The 21,195-nt window shown below is 73.3% G+C and carries 19 protein-coding genes, 1 tRNA gene and 2 pseudogenes; 13 read left to right on the top strand and 9 right to left on the bottom strand.

Going from position 1 to position 21,195, the window contains the following annotated elements:
• Window positions 1-146: 146 nt before the first annotated feature.
• Entirely contained in the window at window positions 147-2,711 is a 2,565-nt protein-coding gene (locus QUE47_RS03495; RefSeq protein WP_286218581.1) for an ATP-dependent Clp protease ATP-binding subunit, read from the bottom strand.
• 422 nt (window positions 2,712-3,133) lie between these two features.
• On the opposite strand from QUE47_RS03495, the gene QUE47_RS03500 reads away from it, so the two are divergent.
• The 3 genes from QUE47_RS03500 (at window position 3,134) to QUE47_RS03510 (ending at window position 6,001) form a co-directional block, all read left to right on the top strand.
• A complete protein-coding gene (locus QUE47_RS03500) occupies window positions 3,134-3,688 on the top strand; it encodes a hypothetical protein (protein ID WP_286218582.1) in 555 nt (184 codons plus the stop codon).
• A gap of 108 nt (window positions 3,689-3,796) precedes the next feature.
• Window positions 3,797-5,569: an ABC transporter ATP-binding protein gene (locus tag QUE47_RS03505; protein WP_286218583.1), complete on the top strand. Its 1,773-nt coding sequence runs from the start codon at window positions 3,797-3,799 to the stop codon at window positions 5,567-5,569.
• A gap of 102 nt (window positions 5,570-5,671) precedes the next feature.
• Entirely contained in the window at window positions 5,672-6,001 is a 330-nt protein-coding gene (locus QUE47_RS03510; protein WP_286218584.1) for a cupin domain-containing protein, read from the top strand.
• Window positions 6,002-6,018: 17 nt separating this feature from the next.
• Here the strand turns inward: QUE47_RS03510 and QUE47_RS03515 are convergent, their stop codons facing one another.
• Window positions 6,019-6,615, bottom strand: a complete 597-nt coding sequence (locus QUE47_RS03515; RefSeq protein ID WP_286218585.1) for a pentapeptide repeat-containing protein — start codon at window positions 6,613-6,615, stop codon at window positions 6,019-6,021.
• Between the two features lie 5 nt (window positions 6,616-6,620).
• Window positions 6,621-7,898, bottom strand: a complete 1,278-nt coding sequence (locus QUE47_RS03520) for a hypothetical protein (RefSeq protein WP_286218586.1) — start codon at window positions 7,896-7,898, stop codon at window positions 6,621-6,623.
• A 59-nt stretch (window positions 7,899-7,957) separates the two neighbouring features.
• Between QUE47_RS03520 and QUE47_RS03525 the strand changes: the two genes are divergently transcribed.
• The 5 genes from QUE47_RS03525 to QUE47_RS03545 all read left to right on the top strand — a co-directional run bounded on the left by QUE47_RS03525 (window position 7,958) and on the right by QUE47_RS03545 (window position 11,493).
• Window positions 7,958-8,596 carry an alpha/beta hydrolase family protein gene (locus QUE47_RS03525; RefSeq protein WP_350227667.1) on the top strand — a complete coding sequence of 213 codons (639 nt, stop codon included), beginning with the start codon at window positions 7,958-7,960 and terminating at the stop codon, window positions 8,594-8,596.
• A gap of 70 nt (window positions 8,597-8,666) precedes the next feature.
• Complete coding sequence (locus QUE47_RS03530; protein WP_286218587.1) at window positions 8,667-9,353, top strand: hypothetical protein; 687 nt, start codon at window positions 8,667-8,669, stop codon at window positions 9,351-9,353.
• Between the two features lie 97 nt (window positions 9,354-9,450).
• Window positions 9,451-10,071 carry a sodium:calcium antiporter gene (locus QUE47_RS03535; RefSeq protein ID WP_286218588.1) on the top strand — a complete coding sequence of 207 codons (621 nt, stop codon included), beginning with the start codon at window positions 9,451-9,453 and terminating at the stop codon, window positions 10,069-10,071.
• A complete protein-coding gene (locus QUE47_RS03540; RefSeq protein WP_286218589.1) occupies window positions 10,068-10,604 on the top strand; it encodes a sodium:calcium antiporter in 537 nt (178 codons plus the stop codon). Before QUE47_RS03535 ends, QUE47_RS03540 begins: the two co-directional genes overlap by 4 nt.
• Window positions 10,605-10,779: 175 nt before the next feature.
• Window positions 10,780-11,493, top strand: a complete 714-nt coding sequence (locus QUE47_RS03545; protein WP_286218590.1) for a CPBP family intramembrane glutamic endopeptidase — start codon at window positions 10,780-10,782, stop codon at window positions 11,491-11,493.
• Between the two features lie 109 nt (window positions 11,494-11,602).
• Here QUE47_RS03545 and QUE47_RS03550 read toward each other — a convergent pair.
• From QUE47_RS03550 to tmk, 4 genes are all read right to left on the bottom strand, one after another.
• Window positions 11,603-11,675, bottom strand: a tRNA-Thr gene (locus tag QUE47_RS03550).
• Window positions 11,676-11,830: 155 nt separating this feature from the next.
• The gene (locus tag QUE47_RS03555) at window positions 11,831-13,447 is read right to left on the bottom strand and encodes an alpha/beta hydrolase (protein ID WP_350227668.1); all 1,617 of its coding nucleotides are present in this window, start codon (window positions 13,445-13,447) and stop codon (window positions 11,831-11,833) included.
• Window positions 13,448-13,503: 56 nt separating this feature from the next.
• Entirely contained in the window at window positions 13,504-14,640 is a 1,137-nt protein-coding gene (locus tag QUE47_RS03560; RefSeq protein WP_286218591.1) for a DNA polymerase III subunit delta', read from the bottom strand.
• Entirely contained in the window at window positions 14,637-15,377 is a 741-nt protein-coding gene (gene tmk, locus QUE47_RS03565) for a dTMP kinase (RefSeq protein ID WP_350227669.1), read from the bottom strand. Before tmk ends, QUE47_RS03560 begins: the two co-directional genes overlap by 4 nt.
• A gap of 140 nt (window positions 15,378-15,517) precedes the next feature.
• On the opposite strand from tmk, the gene QUE47_RS03570 reads away from it, so the two are divergent.
• Together QUE47_RS03570 and QUE47_RS03575 are read left to right on the top strand one after the other, a co-directional pair.
• Complete coding sequence (locus tag QUE47_RS03570) at window positions 15,518-15,979, top strand: pyridoxamine 5'-phosphate oxidase family protein (protein WP_286218592.1); 462 nt, start codon at window positions 15,518-15,520, stop codon at window positions 15,977-15,979.
• Window positions 15,980-16,098: 119 nt separating this feature from the next.
• Window positions 16,099-16,674, top strand: a pseudogene (locus QUE47_RS03575) (HAD-IA family hydrolase); the annotation flags it as partial.
• Between the two features lie 112 nt (window positions 16,675-16,786).
• Here the strand turns inward: QUE47_RS03575 and QUE47_RS03580 are convergent.
• On the bottom strand, window positions 16,787-17,884 hold the full coding sequence (locus QUE47_RS03580) for a Gfo/Idh/MocA family protein (RefSeq protein ID WP_286218593.1): 1,098 nt from the start codon (window positions 17,882-17,884) through the stop codon (window positions 16,787-16,789).
• Between the two features lie 42 nt (window positions 17,885-17,926).
• A complete protein-coding gene (locus tag QUE47_RS03585; protein WP_350227724.1) occupies window positions 17,927-18,892 on the bottom strand; it encodes a Gfo/Idh/MocA family protein in 966 nt (321 codons plus the stop codon).
• Window positions 18,893-19,064: 172 nt separating this feature from the next.
• Between QUE47_RS03585 and QUE47_RS03590 the strand changes: the two genes are divergently transcribed.
• The 3 genes and pseudogenes from QUE47_RS03590 to QUE47_RS16535 form a co-directional block, all read left to right on the top strand.
• Window positions 19,065-19,787, top strand: coding sequence for an ABC transporter ATP-binding protein (locus QUE47_RS03590; protein ID WP_286218594.1), 723 nt, complete (start codon window positions 19,065-19,067; stop codon window positions 19,785-19,787).
• Complete coding sequence (locus QUE47_RS03595; RefSeq protein WP_286218595.1) at window positions 19,784-20,179, top strand: ABC transporter permease; 396 nt, start codon at window positions 19,784-19,786, stop codon at window positions 20,177-20,179. The genes QUE47_RS03590 and QUE47_RS03595 overlap by 4 nt, the downstream gene beginning before the upstream one ends.
• 479 nt (window positions 20,180-20,658) lie before the next feature.
• Window positions 20,659-20,904: pseudogene (locus tag QUE47_RS16535) on the top strand (FtsX-like permease family protein); the annotation flags it as partial.
• Between the last annotated feature and the right edge of the window lie 291 nt (window positions 20,905-21,195).

The raw sequence follows: 21,195 nt of genomic DNA on the forward strand, positions 1-21,195 counted from the left end.
CGCGCGGGTCGCGCTCGGCCTGTCGCCGCAGGGCTCGCGCGCTCTGGGAGGGCGGGCGGAGGCCGGCGGGTACGACGAGGCCCCGACCCACCTCGCGGTGGGTCGGGGCCATCGTCGTCGTTCAGGGCGCTACGCGCCGGACGGCGTCAGGCGCCGGCCTGCATGCCGCCCGTCGGCGGCAGGTCGCGGACCTGGATGCCGGTCGGGGCGTCCAGCGTCGCGGCCGCGCCGACGCTCACCGGCCCGCGGTCCTTGTCGGTGCGCGGGACCCCGCGGAACGTGAACTCCCCGAGCAGACCCTCGCCCTCGGCGTCGACGATGATGACCTCGCCGGAGCTGAGCTCGCCGAACAGGATCTTCTCGGACAGGACGTCCTCGATGTCCCGCTGCAGCGCGCGGCGCAGCGGCCGGGCACCGAGCACCGGGTCGTAGCCCTTCTCGGCGAGCAGCAGCTTGGCCGGCTCCGTGAGCTCGATGCCCATGTCCTTGTCGCGCAGCCGTGCGTCGAGCTTCGCGACCATGAGGTCCACGATCTGCACGATCTCCGGCTGCGTGAGCTGCGGGAACACGATCGTGTCGTCGACACGGTTGAGGAACTCGGGCCGGAAGTGCTGCTTGAGCTCGTCGTTGACCTTGGCCTTCATGCGGTCGTAGGACGTCACGAGGTCGCCGCCGGCGTTGAAGCCGGTCTGGACGCCCTTCGCGATGTCCCGCGTGCCGAGGTTCGTGGTCATGATGATCACGGTGTTCTTGAAGTCGACGACGCGGCCCTGCGAGTCGGTCAGGCGACCGTCCTCGAGGATCTGCAGCAGCGAGTTGAAGATGTCCGCGTGCGCCTTCTCGACCTCGTCGAACAGGACGACGGAGAACGGACGACGCCGCACCTTCTCGGTGAGCTGACCGCCCTCGTCGTAACCGACGTACCCGGGAGGCGAACCGAAGAGCCGCGAGACCGTGTGCTTCTCCGAGAACTCGGACATGTCGAGCTGAATCAGCGCGTCCTCGTCGTCGAACAGGAACTCCGCGAGCGCCTTGGCGAGCTCGGTCTTACCGACACCCGTGGGGCCGGCGAAGATGAACGAGCCACCGGGACGCTTCGGGTCCTTGAGCCCGGCGCGCGTGCGACGGATCGCCTGCGAGAGCGCCTTGATCGCGGTGTTCTGGCCGACGACCCGCTTGTGCAGCTCGTCCTCCATGTGCAGCAGCCGCGTGGACTCCTGCTCGGTGAGCTTGACGACCGGGATGCCCGTCGACATGGCGAGGACCTCGGCGATCAGGTCCTCGTCGACCTCGGAGACCGTGTCGAGGTCGCCGGCCTTCCAGGCCTTCTCCTTCTCGGCGCGCTCGGCCGTCAGGTTCTTCTCGTTGTCGCGCAGACCCGCGGCACGCTCGAAGTCCTGCTCGTCGATCGCGGACTCCTTGTCGCGGCGCGCGTCGGCGATCTTCTCGTCGAGCTCCTTGAGCTCCGGCGGCGCGGTCATGCGGCGGATGCGCAGGCGGGCTCCGGCCTCGTCGATCAGGTCGATCGCCTTGTCCGGGAGGAACCGGTCGTTGATGTACCGGTCGGCGAGCGTCGCCGCGGCGACGAGCGCCGAGTCGGTGATCGAGACGCGGTGGTGCGCCTCGTAGCGGTCGCGCAGGCCCTTGAGGATCTCGATGGCGTGCTGCAGCGACGGCTCGTTCACGTGGATCGGCTGGAAGCGGCGCTCGAGCGCCGCGTCCTTCTCGATGTGCTTGCGGTACTCATCGAGCGTCGTGGCCCCGATGGTCTGGAGCTCACCGCGCGCGAGCATCGGCTTGAGGATCGAGGCCGCGTCGATCGCGCCCTCCGCGGCACCGGCCCCGACGAGGGTGTGGATCTCGTCGATGAACAGGATGATGTCGCCGCGGGTGCGGATCTCCTTGAGGACCTTCTTCAGGCGCTCCTCGAAGTCACCGCGGTAGCGCGAGCCGGCGACGAGGGCGCCGAGGTCGAGCGTGTAGAGCTGCTTGTCCTTGAGCGTCTCGGGGACGTCGCCGCGCACGATGTCCTGCGCGAGGCCCTCGACGACGGCGGTCTTGCCGACGCCGGGCTCGCCGATGAGGACAGGGTTGTTCTTGGTGCGGCGCGACAGGACCTGCATGACGCGCTCGATCTCGAGCGGGCGCCCGATCACGGGGTCGAGCTTGCCCTCGCGGGCCGCCTGCGTGAGGTTGCGGCCGAACTGGTCGAGCACGGCGGAGCCGGAGGGCTGACCCTCGGCGGGCCCGCCCGCGGCGACGGGCTCCTTGCCCTGGTAGCCGGACAGGAGCTGGATGACCTGCTGGCGGACCTTGTTGAGGTCGGCGCCCATCTTCGTCAGGACCTGCGCGGCGACACCCTCGCCCTCGCGGATCAGGCCGAGCAGGATGTGCTCGGTCCCGATGTAGTTGTGGCCGAGCTGCAGGGCCTCGCGCAGCGAGAGCTCCAGCACCTTCTTGGCGCGCGGCGTGAACGGGATGTGCCCGCTCGGTGCCTGCTGGCCCTCACCGATGATCTCGGTGACCTGCGAGCGCACGCCGTCCAGCGAGATGTTCAGGGACTCGAGCGCCTTCGCCGCGACCCCTTCACCCTCGTGGATGAGGCCGAGCAGGATGTGCTCGGTCCCGATGTAGTTGTGGTTGAGCATCCGCGCCTCTTCCTGGGCGAGGACGACGACCCGACGGGCACGGTCGGTGAATCTCTCGAACATGGCTGCTCCTCACGAGCGGCGTACGCCCGCACCGGTGGTGCTCAGGCCTGACCGCAACGACTGTATAGCGGCCCAACGGCCCCGACAGCCTCGGTATGCCCTTGTTCGCCAGCGGCATACCTGTGGCCGATCCGTGACCGTTCCGGGCTGCACGGCGGTCCGGTTCGCGGGATTCTCGAAGGGAGCGGTCGGTCGTCGGCGCGCCTCGGCGTCCGCCGGACGCCGCGGGGCAACCTGGGAGCGGAGCGCGAAGCACGTCGGCCCGAGGCAGAACGGGGAAGCATCGTGGACATCGAACCGGACCCGCAGGACGCGCCCGACGCGCGCGTCACACCGTCGGACGACGTCCCTCGCCGAGAGGCTCCCCCGAGTGGGAGGGGCTCGTCGAACGCTTCGCCGCGTTCAGCGGCCTGGTCGGCGAGGTGACGGACCCGTTGGGCTGGGGCATGGACCTCACCGAGGAGACGTTCTCCGAGGAGGTCCACGACGACCCGACGAGCGAACGGTTCACCCGGGGCTACCTGACCTTCGGCGGTGAGCCGTTCGGCGTCGAGACGCTGCGCGCACCCGCCCCGACCGAGGAGCGGGACGACGTGCTGCGGGCCGCGCTCTCGTCGGCGATCGCCGCGCCGCTGCACACCGACATCCGCCCCGGGGTGCCGACCGTCCACGACGGCCACGACGACGGTCCGGCCGTGACCGACGACTTCGTGGACGCCTACCAGGACTACCGCTCGGCGATGCGCGCGGTGTTCGACGACGCCGCGCGGGCCACGATCGAGACCTCGCCCACGCGCAGCGAGGCCGGCGTGGGTCCGGCGGCGAGGGCGTCGGCGCGCGGCATCACGGCCCAGTACGTCGAGGTCGCCGGCCGGGCGCTGATCGTCACCGGGCCGACGGACCTGGTCGAGCAGGTCCAGGTCGTCATGCGTCCGATCCGCAACCTGCTGCACGACGAGGACGGCCCCCGGTTCTGACCGGCCCAGGCCGCTGGACCGGCCGAGCAGGCCGGCCGCGGAGGCCGCTGCCGGATCGCACCACCGAATCGTTTCGACAACGCGTTCGCGGCGCGCCAGGATGGACCCGTGACAACGCTCGAGGACACCTATGACGGCGCGCACCCGGTCCGGACGGTCGTCGAGCTCTACCGACCCCAGCGGGGCCGGCTGGCGATCGCCGCGGTCGCGTTCGCGATCAAGCACTCCCCCATCTGGGTGATCCCGGCGATGACGGCGACCGTCATCGACATCGTCGTCCAGCACCGCCCGCTGCACGAGCTCTGGATGACCGCGGCGATCATGGCGGCGGTCGTGATCCAGAACTACCCGCTGCACGTGTTCTACATCCGCCGCCTGTCGCTGGCGATCCGCACGGTCGAGACGGGCCTGCGCATGGCGCTCTCGCGCCGCCTCCAGGAGCTCTCGATCGGCTACCACCGCAGGGTGAGCGCCGGCGTCCTGCAGGCGAAGATCGTGCGGGACGTCGAGAACGTGGTCGAAGGCTCCCGCACGACGTTCGACGCGGGCATGGCCGCGGTGACGACCCTGGCCGGCGCGATCGCGCTGACCGCGGTCAAGGTGCCCGAGTTCCTGCCGATCTTCGCGCTCACCGTGCCGGCGTCCGCGTGGCTGGTCATGAGCATGCGCAAGCGCATGGCGCGCCGCAACGCGGCGTTCCGCGGCGAGGTCGAGAACATGTCGGCCCGGGTGACCGAGATGACGCATCTCATCCCGGTGACGCGGGCCCACGCCCTCGAGGAGAACGAGCTCGAGCGCATGGGCGTGACGCTGACCCGGGTGCGGGACGCCGGGATCCGCCTCGACGTGGTCAACGGGCGCTTCGGGGCCCTGGCCTGGATCCTCTTCCAGGCGCTCTCGGTCGCCTGCCTGATCGGCGCGGCGTGGGTCGCCTGGACGGGGACCTTCGACGTGACCGCCGGGGACGTCGTCATGCTGTCCACCTACTTCGTCACCCTCACCGGGTCGGTCACCGCCCTCATGGGACTGGCACCGATCATCACCAAGGCCCTCGAGTCGGTGCGGTCGATGGGCGAGGTGCTCGGCGAGCCGGACCTCGAGCGTAACGCCGGCAAGGACCGGGTCGACGACCTGCGCGGCGAGGTCCGCTTCGAGGACGTCTCGTTCGCCTACGACGACTCCGCGGGCCCGGGCGAGGCCCCGGTGAACGCGGTAGAGGACCTCGACCTGTCGGCGCGCCCGGGCGAGACGGTCGCCCTGGTCGGCGCCTCCGGCTCGGGCAAGTCGACCGTCCTCAACATGGTCATCGGGTTCCTCGCCCCGACGCGCGGGCGGATCCTCCTCGACGACCACGACATCACGCAGATCGACCTGCGCACCTACCGCAGGTTCCTCGCCGTCGTCCCGCAGGAGTCGATCCTCTTCGAGGGCTCCGTCCGCGACAACGTCACCTACGGCAACGCGGACCTGTCGGACGACGCGGTGCGCTCGGCTCTGGAGGACGCGAACGCCTGGGAGTTCGTGCGGGAGATGGGCGGGCTCGACGCCGTGATCGGGCAGAAGGGCGGCCGGCTGTCCGGCGGGCAGCGGCAGCGCCTCGCGATCGCCCGCGCCCTGGTGCGCGACCCCCGGGTGCTCGTGCTCGACGAGGCGACCTCCGCCCTGGACACCACGTCGGAGCGACTGGTCCAGGAGGCCCTCGGCCGGCTCATGCGGGGACGCACGACGTTCGTCGTCGCCCACCGGCTCAGCACGATCCGCGGCGCCGACCGGATCGTCGTGATGGACCACGGCCGCGTCGTCGAGGTCGGGACGCACGACGGGCTGGTCGCCGCCGGCGGCGCGTACGCCCGGCTGCACGAGCTGACGCCGCCGAGCTGACCTGCCGTTCTGACCTGCCGACCTGCCGTGCCGACCTGCCGTGCCCGGCAGCCGGTGGCACGATGGGCGCGACGCACGTCGGCGGCACAGACCGGAGGCACCATGGCACGGCTCGACAGCACGGCGGCGGACCACCTCGGCAGGGCACGGACCGACGCGCACGGGCGCAGCTCGACGATCGTCGTCCACGACGGGCCGCTGCGGCAGTCGGTCATCGCCCTCGCGGCCGGGACCGTGCTCGGCGAGCACAACGCACCGCCCGCCGCGAGCCTCTACGTCGTCGAGGGGCTCGTCCGGGTCACGGCCGCGTCGGGCGACACCGAGGTCGGAGCCGACGAGATCGTGGAGATCACGCACGAGCGGCACTCGGTCGAGGCCCTCGAGGACTCCGTGTTCCTGCTGACGACGGTGACCAGCATCCCCAAGGACTGACCGGCCGCGTGCCCCGGTCAGTCGACCCGGACCTCGGCACCGAGCGCCTCGGCCAGCACGACGGCCTGGTCGATCGAGATCAGCGCGCCCTCCAGCACCGCCGACGTCGGGTCGAGCGACGACAGGTCGCTGCCCCGCAGGTCGGCGCCGGTGAGATCCGCTCGCGCCCACGCCGCCCCGGAGAGGTCCAGGTCGCGCAGGGTCGCTCCGCCGCAGCGCGTCTTGGAGAGGTCGGCCTCGCGGAACCGCGCCCCGACGACGACCGTCTTGCGCAGGTCCGCTCCTGCGAGCGAGACGAACGACCAGTCGCCGCCCTCCACCCGCAGGAGCTCGAGGCGGCAGGCGTCGAAGACGGAGCCGGTGAGCTTGCAGCCGTCGAACGCGGCGTCGAACAGCACGCACGCGCTGAATCTGCAGTTCACGAACGCCGTGCCTGTGTGGCGCGAGGCGTTGAACCGCACCCCGCGGAACGTGCAGCCGTCGAACCGCGCCCCCGAGGTCGTGATCTCGCTCAGGTCGCAGTCGACGAGCTCGACGCCCTCGAAGACCTCGCCGACGACGTCGCGTCCGCCCCAGTCCTCGCGGCGCAGCACGTCGCCCGGCCGGCCGGCCACCCCGCTCAGCGCCGGTCTGCGGGCGGGTCGAGGTCGAGCGGGCGCTCCAGCACCAGGTCGTCGGCGGGCGCCGAGCCGACCCTGCCACGGCGCGCGTCCGCGGGCTCGCGGGCGAAGACGGCGTCGACGACGTCCATGACGTCGGCGGCGTCGCTCACGTCGATGCTCTCCACCAGCTCGGCTCCCGAGTCGTCGGCGCCGGCGTCGGCCACGACCGCGATCTCGTCGCCGGTGAGGTCGACGTCGCTCCCGATCAGGTAGGGCTCGTCCTCGTGCCGGACGACGACCGTCACCTCGGTCTCGGCGCTCTCGTCGGGCCCGCGACCGGGCGCGCACGCGAGCACGGTCAGCCCGAGCGCGACGGCGTCCTCGACGAGCGCGGCCTGCCAGTCCGGGACCCGCCCGACGTTCCGGGCGCGCCACGCGGCGCCGGCCGTCGTGCCGAGCGCGGCGGCGAGACCGCCGACGACCATCGGCACCAGGGGTCGCGCACCGACCCGACGGGAGAGGGCGAACGCGCCGAGGGCACCGCAACCGACGCGCACCTGCGGGCCGGGCGGGTCCAGCCGGCTGGGCGTGGCCGGGTGCTTGTCGCCGACGAGCTCGAGGGCGACGCCCGCGAGGGCACCGACCTTCCGGACGACGGACCCCGGCCCCGTCGACCGGGACGACAGGATCGGACCGGCGAACGCGAGCGACGACCGGGCGCCCGCGGCGAGACCGAGCAGACCCGAGCGAGCGACGAGCCCGGCCGACGGCCGTTCGGCCCGGTCGGCGTCGTCCTCCAGCGCGTCCAGCACGAGGTGGGTGGTGAGCCCGTAGGCCAGGTGCGGGACGGCGTCCGACACCCAGTCCTGGCGCGTCCAGGTCCGCGGGTCGCTGACCCCGAGGGCCTCGATCGCGGTGTCCGTCGTGGCCATGGCGCCGGCGCCGATCAGCGCGGCACCTGCGACGGGGCCCGTCCGGAACCCGGCGGACCGGGCGCAGGAGGCGAGGACGCCGATGCCGACGCCCGCCTTGATGCCGGCGATCGCGCCGAGGGCCTCGCGACGGTTCGCGCCCTCGGCGCCGGAGCCGATGAGGCCGCCGACGGTGAAGGAGCCGTGCTCGGCGAGGACGGCGTCCACCCGGTCGGCCGCCGCCGCGACGGTCTGCGCCGGGGCCTGCGACGCGGCGCGCCCCCGCACGACCATGTCGAGGTAGCTCACGAGGTTCAGGACGGTGGTGCCTGCTGCGCCGGCGGCGAGGCCGCGCCCGACTGGTCCGTTCAGGGGTCCGCTCATGGGACCACCCTTGTCCTCGCGAGGCCCCGTGGCAAACGGCGACCTGCGATGCTGGGCGAGTGACGCCGTCCGACACCACCCCTGACCGCGCGGCGGACCCGACGGGCCGCGAGCCCGCGCGAGCGACCCCCGGCGCGCTGCTCCTGACGCCCGGCGCGGGCGGCGGGCTCGACCACCCCGCGCTCGTCGCAGTGGAGCGCGCGGTCGCCGAGGGGCCCGCGCCGATCCCCGTCCGGCGGGTCCAGTTCCCGAACCGGACGGCGGGCAAGCGGGCCCCCGACCGCCCGGGGCCCGCGGTCGAGCACGTGCGCGCCCAGGCCGCGGACCTCTGCGCCGAGCACGGCGTCGACCCCGCGGCGCTCGTCCTGGGCGGGCGCTCGTTCGGCGGGCGCATGTGCTCGATGGCGGTCGCCGAGGGTCTCCCGGCCGCCGGGCTCGTGCTGCTGAGCTACCCCCTGCACCCGCCGGGCCGGCCGGACCGGCTGCGCGTCGAGCACTTCGGGGACATCGCCTGCCCCGTGCTGTTCGTCTCGGGCCGCAACGATCCGTTCGCCCGCCCGGAGGAGCTCGACGAGCACGTCGCCGCGATCTCCGGACCGGTGTCGCGCGTGACCTTGCCCGGCGCCCACGACGTCAAGGGCAAGGACGCCGAGGTCGCGGCGGCCGTCCGCGACTGGCTCGTCGGGCTCCGCGGCTGAGGTGGTGAGCACCGGCGGCTCCGGACCGACCGGACCAGCACGGGGTGGCAGCGTGAGGCAGGGTGAGGACATGACGCCGAGCCTGACGAGCTTCGAGAGTCGCCCGTACCCGGGCCGGGTCCCGCCCTACCCGTACACGGTCCGCTCCGGTCACGTCGTCCGCCTCGCGTGGCCGCCGGAGGCGGTGCAGCTCCCCGACTCCCCCGTGTCCCTCCTCACCTACGGGTCCAACGCGTGCCCCGGACGGCTGGCGGAGAAGTTCGGACACGAGGCCGACGGGATCGTCGTCCTCCCCGCCGACCTGCACGGCACCCGCCGCGTCTTCGCCTGCTCGCCCTCTCGCGGGGCGCTCCCCTACACGCTGCGCGCCGACCCTCCGCACCGCGAGGCCGTCCACGTCGTCGTCGTCCCTGGCCGCGTCGGGCACGCCCTCGACACCACCGAGGGGCGGGCGACCGAGCACTACGACCTCGCACGTCTCGACGACGCCGTCGTCCACCTCGGCGCGCACCGCTGGCAGCGCCCGCTGACGTACCTCGGCAAGGGCGAGCGCGGACCGGCCGAGCACCACGGACGCACGCTCGACGTCGACGGGTGGAGCACCGAGGCCGCCGAGAGCCTGATGAGCGAGCTGCGCGGCGACGACACCCGGCTGCCCCCGCACACCGTCGTCCCGCTCGACGTCGCGCTCGCCGACGCCGTCGACGCCGGTGACCGCGCGCTGCTGGCAGCGCTCGCCCTACCCTCGGGGTCATGAGGGACGACGCGCGGGCGCCGGACGCCGAGACCGACCTGCCCGATCTTGGGGACGGCCGGGAGCGCGCCGTACACACGACCGCGAAGGGCGACGCAGCATGACCGCGATCGATGTCGGGCGCGTCCTGCTCGGGCTGGTCGTCCTGGTCGGCGGGGCCGAGCTCCTCGTGCGCGGAGCGACCGCCCTCGCGACCCGCTGGGGCATGAGCCCGCTCGTGATCGGGCTGACCGTCGTGTCCGTCGGGACCTCGGCGCCCGAGCTCGCCGTCAGCACGGGAGCCGTCCTGAGCGGCGAGACCGACCTGGCCGTCGGGAACGTGGTCGGCTCCAACATCGCGAACATCCTGCTCGTCCTGGGGGTGTCGGCCCTCGTGCTGCCCCTGGTCGTCAGGGCCCAGCTCGTGCGGATCGACATCCCGGCGATGATCCTGCTGTCCGTCGCCCTGCTGCTGTGCGGCCTCGATGGCGCCATCACGACCTTCGACGCGCTGCTGCTCCTCGGGCTCATGGTGGCGCACTCCGCGGTGACCCTGGTCCTGGGCAGGAGGAGCGGCTCGGCCGCCGACGGCGCCGCGGCGGGGGCCGAGGGCGTCGCCTCCCCGCGGGCGACGGAGAGACCGAGGCGTCCGGACCGTCGCGAGCACGCTCCCCGTGGGTCGACGCGCTCCTGGTCGTCGTCGGGATCGCGCTGCTCGTCGTCGGCGCCGAGCTCCTCGTGACCGGGGCCAGCAACATCGCGACCTCGCTCGGGGTCAGCGGACTGATCATCGGTCTCACCGTGGTCGCGATCGGGACCTCGCTGCCGGAGCTCGCCACGTCGGTGATCGCCGTGCTCCGAGGTCAGCGCGACCTCGCGGTGGGCAACGTCGTCGGGAGCTGCATCGCGAACATCGGGCTGGTCCTCGCGGTACCCGCGCTCCTCAGCGCCGACGGCATCCCGGTCCCCGACGCCGCCCTCGCCCTCGACATCCCGCTGATGGTCGCGGCCGCGGTGGCGCTCGCGCCGGTGGCGTTCACCGGGTTCACCGTGCAGCGGTGGGAGGGCGCGCTCTTCGTCGGGCTCTACGCCGCCTACATGACGACCGTGGTGCTCGACGCCGCCGGGCACGACGCCCTGTCCGGGTTCACCTGGGTGATGACAGCGTTCGTGCTGCCCCTCGTCGTCCTCACGCTGGCGACGACGGTCGCCTACGACCTCGGGCGTCGCGCCGCCGCTCGGACGCCGACCACGGATCCTAGGGTGAGCGAATGAGCACGGAGAGCAGACCCACCCACGACGCCGACCGCGAGAACCGCCGCGACCGCGCCACCCCGCTGCGCGCGTTCGTCTGGTACGCGGTCGGGCTCGTCGCCGTCTACGCCGCCGGGTTCGTCCTCTTCTCGCCCCCGAGGGCGAGCTGCCGACGAACGCCCTGTTCTTCGTCCTCATGGCCGCCCCCGCCGTCGGGGCCCTGTGCGCGCTGCTCTTCGGACGCGGACACATCCGGTGGGGCCGCCCCGGCTGGTGGCTCCTCGCGGGCCTGCTCCCGACGGTCGTCGCGCTCGCCGCGTTCCTGATCGCGAGCAGCGTCGGGTGGATCACCGAAGACGCCGGCGTGCTCACGACCGCCCTCATCGCGGCACCCCTGGCGATCGCGTCCGCCTGCACCTCGGCGCTCGGCGAGGAGATCGGGTGGCGAGGGTTCCTGTGGCCCGCGCTGCGCGAGCGCTGGGGGTTCCTCCTGACCGCCCTCGTCGTCATGGTCGTCTGGTGGCTCTACCACCTGCCGGCGATCCTGCTCGGGTGGTACGGCTCGATCGACGGCCTGCTCGCCTTCACGGTCGCGGTCGCCGGCATCTCGCTCTTCCTCGGGGTGCTCACCGACCGCTCGCGATCGCTCTGGCCGAGCGTGGTGGCCCACGGCGCCTGGAACGCTCTCGTCGCGACGAGCTTCGCCGTGACCGAGGACACGGGGACCGTCCCAGCCTTCGCCGGCAGCAGCGCGCTGCTCGGCGAGTTCGGCTGGCTCGCCGCCGTGTCGATGATCGCGCTCGGCGTCGTGGCCGCCGCGTGGCACCTGGCCCGCGGCGGCGGCGCGCGCCGACCGGTCGTGGCGTCGCCCGGCTCCGACACGACGACGGACGCCGCCGCCCCCGCCTGAACCGAGGGACCAGCGGCGGCGCGTCAGGACGACGACGCCCCGCCCCCTGGTCGGACCGGAGCGAGATACGCGAGAAGCCCGGAACCTCACGGTTCCGGGCTTCTGAACGAGCCGCCTATCAGAATCGAACTGATGACCTATTCATTACGAGTGAATCGCTCTACCGACTGAGCTAAGGCGGCGTGCGCGCTGCTGGACCGAAGGCCCCGCCGCAGCGAGCGAGCCAACTGTACCCAACGAGGGCACGAGACTCCAAAGCGAGACATCGTGAGGATCCCCACGCCCCACGCGACCCGGAGAGCGCGCGGCCCGCGCCGGGCGAGGCCCGCGCGCGGCGTCAGCAGGTCGTGCCCACCTCGGGGACCGTCCCGTCGACGAGGAACGCGTCGACGGCGCCCGAGACGCAGTCGTTCGAGCTCCCGTACGCGGTGTGGCCCTCGCCCTCGTAGGTCAGCAGGGTCCCGGAGTCGAGGGTCCCGGCCAGGCTCTCCGCCCAGGCGTACGGGGTCGCGGGGTCGTTCGTCGTGCCCACCACGAGGATCGGCGGGGCACCGGCGGCGCTCGCGTCGAAGTCCTGCTCGACCTCGGGGACCGGCCAGTCCGCGCACGTGAGGCCGTCGTACGTGAAGAACTCGCCGACCGTCGGGGCCGCGGCCTCGATCTCCTCGGCCTGGGCGTCCATGAACGCCATGTCCGGGTTGCCGCTGTCGTCCAGGCAGTTGATCGCCCGGAACGCCTCCGCAGAGTTGTTCGCGAAGGTGCCGTCGGGGTTGCGGTCGTTGTAGAAGTCGGCGAGGTACAGGAACGTCGTGCCCTCGCCGGTCGTCGTGATCTCGTCGAGCGCCTGGGTCAGCAGCGGCCAGTTGCCCTGGCTGTAGAGCGGCAGGGCGATGCCGTAGAACATCAGCGTCTGCGTGAGGTCCCGGTCGGAGTCCGTCGGGAACGGCCGGTCGAGCGCCTCGTCGAGCAGGGTCCTGATCTGCTGCATCCCGTCGTCGACGGAGCCGGTCAGCGGGCACTCGCCGCTCTGGCAGTCCTCGACGTAGGCGCGCAGGGCGTTCTCGAAGCCGACCGCCTGCTGCGCAGAGACGTCCGCCGAGCTCGTCGTCGGGTCGAGCGCACCGTCGAGGACGAGCCTGCCCACGCGCTCGGGGAAGAGGCCCGCGTAGGTCGCGCCCAGCTTGGTGCCGTACGAGAACCCGAGGTAGTCGAGCTCGTCCTCGCCGAGCGCCGAGCGCAGCATGTCCATGTCGCGGGCCGCGCTCTGCGTGTCGACGGTGGCGAGCTGCGGCCCGGTGTTCTCGGCACAGGCCTCGCCCCACGCCCGGAGCTCGGCCTGCGCGCCCTCGAGGCCCGCCTCCGTCTCCGGGAAGTCCTTCGACAGCGACTCGTCCTTGCGGGCGTCGTCGAAGCAGACGATCGGGGAAGACGCACCGACGCCGCGGGGGTCGAAGCCGACGACGTCGTAGGCGTCGAGCACGGGCTCGCCGAACCGGCCCTCGGCCCCCTCGACGAACTCGATGCCGGAGGCTCCCGGACCACCGGGGTTCACCAGCAGGGAGCCCTCGCGGTCTCCGGACGCGGGGAGCTGCTTGAGCTCGAGATCCATGCTGCCGGACTCCGGCTCGTCCCACGAGATCGGCACGGCCACCGTCGCGCACTCGAAGCCGCCCTCGCAGCCGGACCAGTCGATCTGCTGCTCGTAGTACGACTCGAAGCCCTCGGGAGCGCCCGTCCCTGACGGCGCGCCCTCGCCCCCGTCACCCGGCGACTGCGGCGAGGCGGACGTCGCCTCCGGCTCGGCCGACGGGTCCCCAGGTGTGCAGCCCGCGAGCACCGTCGCGATCACCGCGACACCTGCGACGGCCGCCCACGCGGTCGGGACGGCGGTCTTCGCGGGTCGCCACCTCGGGGTTCGGGACGGGCGCATCGAGCGGTGAGAGGGTGAGGTCACGGCGTAACCGTAGTCGGTCCTGCTGACCGCGCGCCGCGCGCTGACGGTGTCGCTGCTCAGCCCTGCGGGCGCAACGAGACCGCCATCGCCTCCACCGCCAGGAGCGGGGCGACGTTCGCGTCGAGCCTCTCCCGCGCCTGGCCGATCGCGTCCATGCGACGCAGGGTCTGCTGCGGCGTCGAGTCCTCAGCGATCACCCGCACCGTCGCCGACATGCCCTCGTTCACGAGGTCGACCTCACCGCCGAGCTGGACGACGAGCACGTCGCGGTAGAGCGACAGGAGGTCGAGCATCGCCCGGTCGAGCACGTCGCGCTGGAACCGGGTGGCTCGACGCTTCTGGTCCCGCTCGAGCTCGGAGACCTGCGACCGCAGCCGCGGCGGCAACGTCTGGCCGGCCTCGGCGCCGAGCGCCCGCAGCAGCGCTGCCTTCTCCTGCGCGTCGCGCTCCTCGGTCGACGACCGCGCCTCGGCCTGGGCCACCGCGACGAGCCGACCGGCCGCTACCACGGCGTCCCCGACGCCGCGGATGCTCCGGGCGATCTCCAGCGTCTCGGTCCGCCGTGCGCGCGCGTCCGGGTCGCGCGCGAGGCGACGCGCGATGCCGATGTGGCTCTGGGCGGCGCGGGCGACCTCGAGCGCGGTCTCGGGGTCGACGGCGTCCCGGTCCTCGAGGAGGGCCGCGACGGCCTCGACGGGCGGGATCCGCAGGACCACGGAGCGGCAGCGGGAGCGGATCGTCGGCAGCACGTCCTGCGTGCTGGGGGCGCACAGGATCCAGACCGTGTGCGGCGGTGGCTCCTCGATGGACTTGAGGAGGACGTTCGTGGTGCGCTCGAGCATCCGGTCGGCGTCCTCGACCACGATGACCTGCCACCGACCGCCCGAGGGGCGCCGCGCGGCCTTGCCGACGAGGTCGCGCACCTCGTCGATGCCGATCGTGACCTTGTCCGTCGCGACCACCGTCAGGTCGGCGTGCGTGCCACCGAGGGTCGTCGTGCAGGCGGCGCAGTGCCCGCAGCCGCCCGCCTCGCACTGCAGGGCGGCGGCAAAGGCGCGCGCCGCGACCGACCTCCCGGAGCCGGGAGGCCCCGTGAAGAGCCACGAGTGCGTCATCGAGCGCGGCTCGGCCACCGCACCCTGGAGCACGTCGATCACGTGCTCCTGCCCGACCACGGAGTCCCAGACGCTCACGAGCGCCCCTCCCGTCCGAGCACGGCCCCGGCGCCGTCGTGGTCGGTTCGCTGGTCGGTTCGCTGGTAGGCCCGGCGCTCGGCCACATGGCTGGCCTCCTCGACGACGGGAGTCAGGTCGAGCCGCGCCGCCAGGTCCACACGGATCTGGCTCTGCACGTCGTCGAGCCCGGCGGAGGCGTCGACCACGAGCCATCGTCCCGGCTCGGCCGCGGCCCGGGCGAGGAACACCTCGCGCGTGCGCCGGTGGAACTCGGACCCCGCACGCTCCAGCCGGTCGGGCGCCCCGGTGAGCCGGGCCGCTGCTGCGGCCGGGTCGAGGTCGAGCAGCACCGTCGCCGCGGGCATGAGGTCCTGGACCGCCCAGCGGTTGATGAGCTCGACGCTGTCGTCGCCGAGCCCCCGGCCGCCCGCCTGGTAGGCGATCGACGAGTCGAGGTAGCGGTCGGTGATCACCACGGCGCCGCGCTCGATCGCGGGCCGCACCAGCGTCGCGACGTGGTGCGCGCGGTCGGCGGCATAGAGCAGCGCCTCCGCTCTGGGGTCGACGTGGTCCCCGTGCAGGATCGCCTGCCGGAGCACGCGCCCGAGCTCGGTGCCCCCGGGCTCACGGGTGAGGACCACCTCGCGGCCTGTCACCTCGCCGATCCAGTCCCCGAGCAGCCGCGACTGGGTCGACTTGCCGACGCCGTCGCCCCCTCGAAGGAGATGAAGTACCCGGGTGCGTCCACGCGCCAACGATAGCCGCGGCGTCCGACAGCAGATCGTGAACCTCTAGTGAAAGTCTTCACATTTGGGTATCCTGAGGTCCCGCACCCGGGCGGGGCGCGTCGAGCGACCGAGGCGCGACCGAGGCGTGACCCAGACGGAGGACGATCATGGACGGGACGAAAGCCGTAGACAGCCGCAGCACCGGCAGACACTCTCTCGCGTACGGCGAGTCCGAAGCCGGCACGGGGTTCCGCGCGCTCACCGAAGACGAGTCGTACGCGCTGGTCGCGACGCAGGAGATCGGGCGCCTCGCGGTCAGCGCCGCAGGGTTCGTCGACATCTTCCCGGTCAACTTCGCGCTCGACGGCAAGGCGGTCGTCCTGCGCACCGCCGAGGGCAGCAAGCTGCTCGAGATCACGATCAACGAGCGCGTGGCCTTCGAGTGCGACGCCTGGGACGAGCAGACGGCACGCAGCGTGGTCATCAAGGGCCGGGCACGACGCCTGGACCGTGACGAGGACATCGAGCACGCCGCGACGCTCGGCCTGCACCCGTGGTCGTCGACCCCGAAGACCATCTGGATCCGCATCGAGCCCGAGCACGTGACCGGGCGCGAGCTCCTGAGGTAGCAGGAGAGCCGCGCTGCGAGGGCGCTGCGACGGCGCGGCAGCGACGCGCGGGGAGCGCGTCAGGGAGCGCACTGCACCACGCTGCCGGACGACGTCCCGACGTTCCGTAGGCTCGTGCCATGCCCGTGGACCAGACCCCGCCCGCCGCGACCGAGCACCCCGGTCCCGTCACGCTCGGCGCGCTCGCCGGCCGCACGTTCGCCGCCGTGCTCTTCGACCTCGACGGGACCCTCGTGGACTCGGTCCCGGCCGTCGAGCGCAGCTGGCGGCGGTGGGCCGCCGAGCACGACGTGCCCGGCGCCGACGACTTCGCCATCCCGCACGGGGTCCCGGCGCGGCAGACCGTGGAGAGCCTGGTCCCTGCCGACCAGGTCGAGGCAGCGACCGCCCGCATCGCCGAGCTCGAGCTCGAGGACGAGGACGGCGTCACCGCGATCCCGGGCGCCGCCGACGCCCTCACCGCCCTGGGCGACGCGCGGGCCGCGATCGTCACGTCCTCCACGCGGGAGCTCGCGGCCCAGCGGTTCCGGGCGTCGGGGATCACCCGCCCCGCGCACGTCGTGACCGCGGACGACATCACGCGCGGCAAGCCCGACCCCGAGCCCTACCTGCGCGGCGCCGCTGCCCTCGGCGTGGCCGCGGCGGACTGCCTCGTGGTCGAGGACGCGCCCGCCGGGCTCACCGCCGGACGCGCTGCCGGGTGCGCGACGCTCGCCGTGCTCGGCACCCACACGGCGGACCAGCTGGACGCAGACGCCGTCGTCGCCGGGCTCGCCTCGGTCCGCCTCGTCGTCGGCCCCGCTGGGGTCACGGTCCTCCCCGCTGACCGGCCGGGGACCGACCGAGCAGGGACCGACCGAGGGACGGCGTCCCGCTACTCCCCGGGTAGACGACCCCGACCTGGCGCCGCACCTCGTCCATCGTGCGCATGACCGCGAGCGTGTCGTCCCAGGTCATGCGCGGGCTCTCGGTGAGGCCGGCCGCGACGCACCGGGCGACCTCGGCGGCCTGGTACTCCTTGCCCTCCCCGTCGAAGCCCGAGTACGACCAGGACGAGCCGTCGTCGCGCACCACGCGGAAGCTCGTCGGCGTGTAGAACCAGCCGTCGACCTCGATCCGGCCCTGCGAGCCCGTGATCACGGCGCCGTTCGCGCCGATCGCCCAGAGGCTCGTCTGGAGCGTCGACTGGGCGCGCGGGCCGTGCGAGAGCACCATGCTGATCTGCCCGTCGACCCCGGTCTCCGTGAGAGCGCCCACCGCCACGGTCGCGTCCGGCGCGCCGAGGATGTCGTGCGCGAAGGACACGGGGTAGACGCCGAGGTCGAGGAGAGCGCCCCCGGCGAGCGCCGGGTCGTAGAGGCGGTGGGTCGCGTCGAGCGGGAAGTTCTGGCCGTGGGCGGCGCTGACGTTCACGACGTCGCCGATCTCGCCGCGCGCGATCGCTGCCCGCAGCGCAGCGACGTGGGGCAGGAACCGGGTCCACATCGCCTCCATGACGAAGGCCCCCGCGTCACGGGCCGCGTCGAGCACCTCGCGCGCCTCCGCCTCGTTGCGCGTGAACGCCTTCTCGACGAGCACGTGCTTGCCCGCGGCGATCGCGAGGAGCGCGTGCTCCCGGTGGTGCGAGTGCGGCGAGGCGACGTAGACGACGTCGACGTCCGGGTCCGCGACCAGGTCCTCGTAGCTCCCGTGCGCGGTGGCGCCAGGGGCGTGCTCGTCCGCGAACGCCTGCGCCTTGGCCCGGTCGCGCGAGCCGACGGCCACGACGGTGGACCGGGTGCCGCGGCGCACCGAGCCCGTGAACACCTGGGCGATCCCGCCTGCGCCGAGGACGCCCCACCGCACGGCGGGGGCCTCCCGCGGGTCGGGGGCGGCACCGAGCAGATCGTCCTGAGCAGCAGTCATGGCCTCACCGTAGCGCTGCCGCGACCGCCGCCCGCAGCGGTCTCACTCCCCGGGGTAGACGACCCCGAGCTGCTCCCGGGCGAGGTCGAGCACCCGCATCAGGTCGAGCGTCTCCTGCCAGGGCATGCGGGCGGACTCGACCGCACCCGCCGCCAGGCAGCGGGCGACCTCGGCGGCCTCGTACTGCTTGCCGTCCGGCGCGAAGCCGTCGAACTCCTTGCGACCGCCGTCGGCCCACTCGACCGTGAAGGTCGTCGGGCCGAAGGCGTGCTCGGCGATCCGGATGCTGCCGGACGTCCCGCCGATCGTGAACGTGGCCGGGGTCGGCGTCCGCACCGACGTGCTGAGCGTGGCGGACGCCCGGTCCCCGTAGCGCAGGACGACGGTCGCCTGCGCGTCGACCCCGGTCTCGGTGAGGTAGCCCGTCGCGACGACGTCCTCCGGGGCGCCGAGCAGGTCCATCGCGAACGCGATCGGGTACACCCCGATGTCGAGGAGCCCGCCGCCCGCGAGCGCCGGGTCGAAGATCCTCGACGACGGGTCGTACGGGAACGCGGCCTCGTAGCTGCCGGACACCGCGACCACCTCGCCGATCTCGCCGCGCGCGACGAGGGTGCGGATCGCCGCGACGTGCGGCAGGTGCCGGGTCTTCATGGCCTCCATGACGAACACCCCGGCGTCGCGGGCCGCGTCGAGGACCTCGACGGCCTCCGCACGGTTGCGGGTGAACGCCTTCTCGACGAGCAGGGGCTTGCCGGCCGCGATCCCGAGCAGCGCGTGCTCGTGGTGGTGCGAGTGCGGCGTCGCGACGTAGACCGCGTCCACGTCGGGGTCGGCCACGAGGTCCGCGTAGCTCCCGTGCGCGGTCGCCCCGGGCGCGTGCTGCTCGGCGAACGCCGCGGCCTTGCCGACGTCGCGCGAGCCCACCGCCACGACGCTCGACGCCGTGCTCTCGCGGACGGCGTCCGAGAACGAGCCGGCGATGCGGCCGGCCCCGAGGACCCCCAGCGGATCGCCGGCGCGTCCATGGGGTCGGGCACTGCGTCGAGCACGGAGACGATCGTCATGGGACCGACGCTAGTCCATAGCGTGGAGCACGGACCCGGGTGAAGATGGGCACCGGCCGACACCCGCCGCACCGATGGCGGACGGGTCCGGGCCCGACGGCAGAGGAGCCCGCATGTCCACCCGCGCGTCCGCACGCGACCTCGTCAAGGTCTACGGTCAGGGCGACACGCGCGTCCGCGCGCTCGACGGCGTCGACGTCGACCTCGACTCGGCGCACCTGACGGCGATCATGGGCCCCTCCGGGTCGGGCAAGTCGACGCTGATGCACTGCATGGCCGGGCTCGACAGCGCGACGTCGGGCACCGTCGTCGTGGACGGGCAGGACATCAGCCGCATGAGCCAGCGCCGGCTCACGGCGCTGCGGCGCACCCGCATCGGGTTCGTGTTCCAGTCGTACAACCTCGTGCCGACCCTGACGGCGGAGGAGAACATCACCCTCCCCCTGGACATCGCGCGCAAGCCCGTCGACCGGGAGTGGTTCGACGAGGTGGTGGGCGCCGTCGGGCTCGCGGACCGCCTGCACCACCGGCCCGCCGAGCTCTCGGGCGGCCAGCAGCAGCGCGTCGCCTGCGCCCGAGCGCTCGTCTCCCGCCCGTCCGTCGTCTTCGCCGACGAACCCACCGGGAACCTCGACTCGCACTCGTCGGGCGAGGTGCTCGCGTTCCTGCGGCGCTCGGTCGACGAGCTGGGCCAGACCGTCGTGATGGTCACGCACGACCCGCGGGCGGCGTCCTACGCCCACCGCGTCCTGTTCCTGGCCGACGGGCGCATCGCCGGCGACCTCGCGGCACCCTCCCAGCAGGACGTCCTCGACGCCCTCGGCGCGCTCACGTGATCCGGGTCGCGCTGCGCGGGGTGCGCGCGCACCTCGTGCGGTTCGTCCTGTCGGTCCTCGCCGTCACGCTGGGGGTCGCGTTCGTCACGGGCGCGTTCGCGTTCCGCTCCATGCTCTCGTCGACGTTCGACGACATCATCGCCACCACCCTCGTCGGGGACGCGTACGTCCGCGGGTCCGAGCCCGCCCCCGACGCACCCACCCAGGGCGGCTCGGGCTCGACCGGGTTCGGCAGCCCCCGCACCCCGATCCCCCTCGACCTCGTCGACGACGTCCAGGCGGTGGACGGCGTCGCGCGCGCCGCGGCGGACGTCGCCGGCACCGTCGTGCTCGTCGGCGCGGACGGCACCGCCGTGATCACCACCGGCCCCCGAGCACGGCCTTCGCCGTGAGCCCGCAGGACCCCGGGCTGAGCCTGTCCTCGGGCGCCTGGCCGCAGGGACGCGACCAGATCGTCCTCGAGGACTCCGCAGCGACGACCGCCGGGCTCACGACCGGGGACACCACGCAGGTCGTGCTCGGCGACGGGCCGCGCGACGTGACCGTCGTCGGGACCTTCTCGATCGAGGCCTCTGCGGCGGGCGCGATCCTCGTCGGCCTCGACGAACCGACGGCCGTCGAGGCCTTCGCACCGGACGGGACGGTCTCGACGATCGCCGTGTACGGCGAGCCGGGCGTCGAGGAAGCCGATCTCGCGGATCGCGTCGCGCAGGTGCTCCCCGCCGACGCCGAGGCCGTGACCGGGGACCAGGCCCGCGACGAGGCGAGCGAGAGCGTCGAGCAGATCCTCGGGTTCGTGGAGACGTTCCTGCTGATCTTCGCGGCGATCTCGCTGTTCGTCGGCGCGTTCATCATCACCAACACCTTCACGATGTCGGTGCGCGAGCGGATGCGCGAGCTCGCCCTCCTGCGGGCCCTCGGGGCCTCGCCCCAGCAGGTGTTCCGGTCGATCCTCGCGCAGGCCGTGGCGGTCGGGATCCTCGGCGCCGCGGCCGGGATCGTCGCGGGCGCCGGGCTCGTCGCCCTGATCCAGCGGGTCCTCGCCGCGCAGGGCATGGAGTTCGCCGGGAGCGTGCCCCTCGGCCCGGCACAGCTCACCGTCGCGATCGCCGGCGGGGTCGGCGTGAGCCTCGCCGCGGCTGCCGTCCCCGCCCGGCGGGCCGCCACCGTGCCTCCGGTGCAGGCCATGCGGGACGACGTCCGCCCCGAACGCGGGGTCGGCCTGCGCGCGGTCCTCGGGCTCGCCGTCGGCGCGGTCGGAGCGGGCCTCCTCGTCCTCGCCGCCCAGCTCGGCTCCGCCGCGAGCGACACACCCACCGGATGGGCGTTCGTCGACGGGCTCGACCCCCGATGGCTGCTGGGCGCGGGCGCCGCGGCCACGCTCGCCGGGGCCCTCGTCGTGTCCCCC

The organism is Paraoerskovia sediminicola (genome assembly GCF_030296575.1).
In the GTDB taxonomy this organism is placed as follows: domain Bacteria; phylum Actinomycetota; class Actinomycetes; order Actinomycetales; family Cellulomonadaceae; genus Paraoerskovia; species Paraoerskovia sediminicola.

Bases quoted from the DNA above. Each gene is read 5' to 3' on its own strand.
- QUE47_RS03495 (WP_286218581.1), bottom strand. From the start codon at position 2,711: ATGTTCGAGAGATTCACCGACCGTGCCCGTCGGGTCGTCGTCCTCGCC.
- QUE47_RS03510 (WP_286218584.1), top strand. From the start codon at position 5,672: ATGGCACGGCTCGACAGCACGGCGGCGGACCACCTCGGCAGGGCACGG.
- QUE47_RS03520 (WP_286218586.1), bottom strand. From the start codon at position 7,898: ATGAGCGGACCCCTGAACGGACCAGTCGGGCGCGGCCTCGCCGCCGGC.
- QUE47_RS03530 (WP_286218587.1), top strand. From the start codon at position 8,667: ATGACGCCGAGCCTGACGAGCTTCGAGAGTCGCCCGTACCCGGGCCGG.
- QUE47_RS03535 (WP_286218588.1), top strand. From the start codon at position 9,451: ATGACCGCGATCGATGTCGGGCGCGTCCTGCTCGGGCTGGTCGTCCTG.
- QUE47_RS03545 (WP_286218590.1), top strand. From the start codon at position 10,780: ATGGCCGCCCCCGCCGTCGGGGCCCTGTGCGCGCTGCTCTTCGGACGC.
- QUE47_RS03570 (WP_286218592.1), top strand. From the start codon at position 15,518: ATGGACGGGACGAAAGCCGTAGACAGCCGCAGCACCGGCAGACACTCT.
- QUE47_RS03580 (WP_286218593.1), bottom strand. From the start codon at position 17,884: ATGACTGCTGCTCAGGACGATCTGCTCGGTGCCGCCCCCGACCCGCGG.
- QUE47_RS03590 (WP_286218594.1), top strand. From the start codon at position 19,065: ATGTCCACCCGCGCGTCCGCACGCGACCTCGTCAAGGTCTACGGTCAG.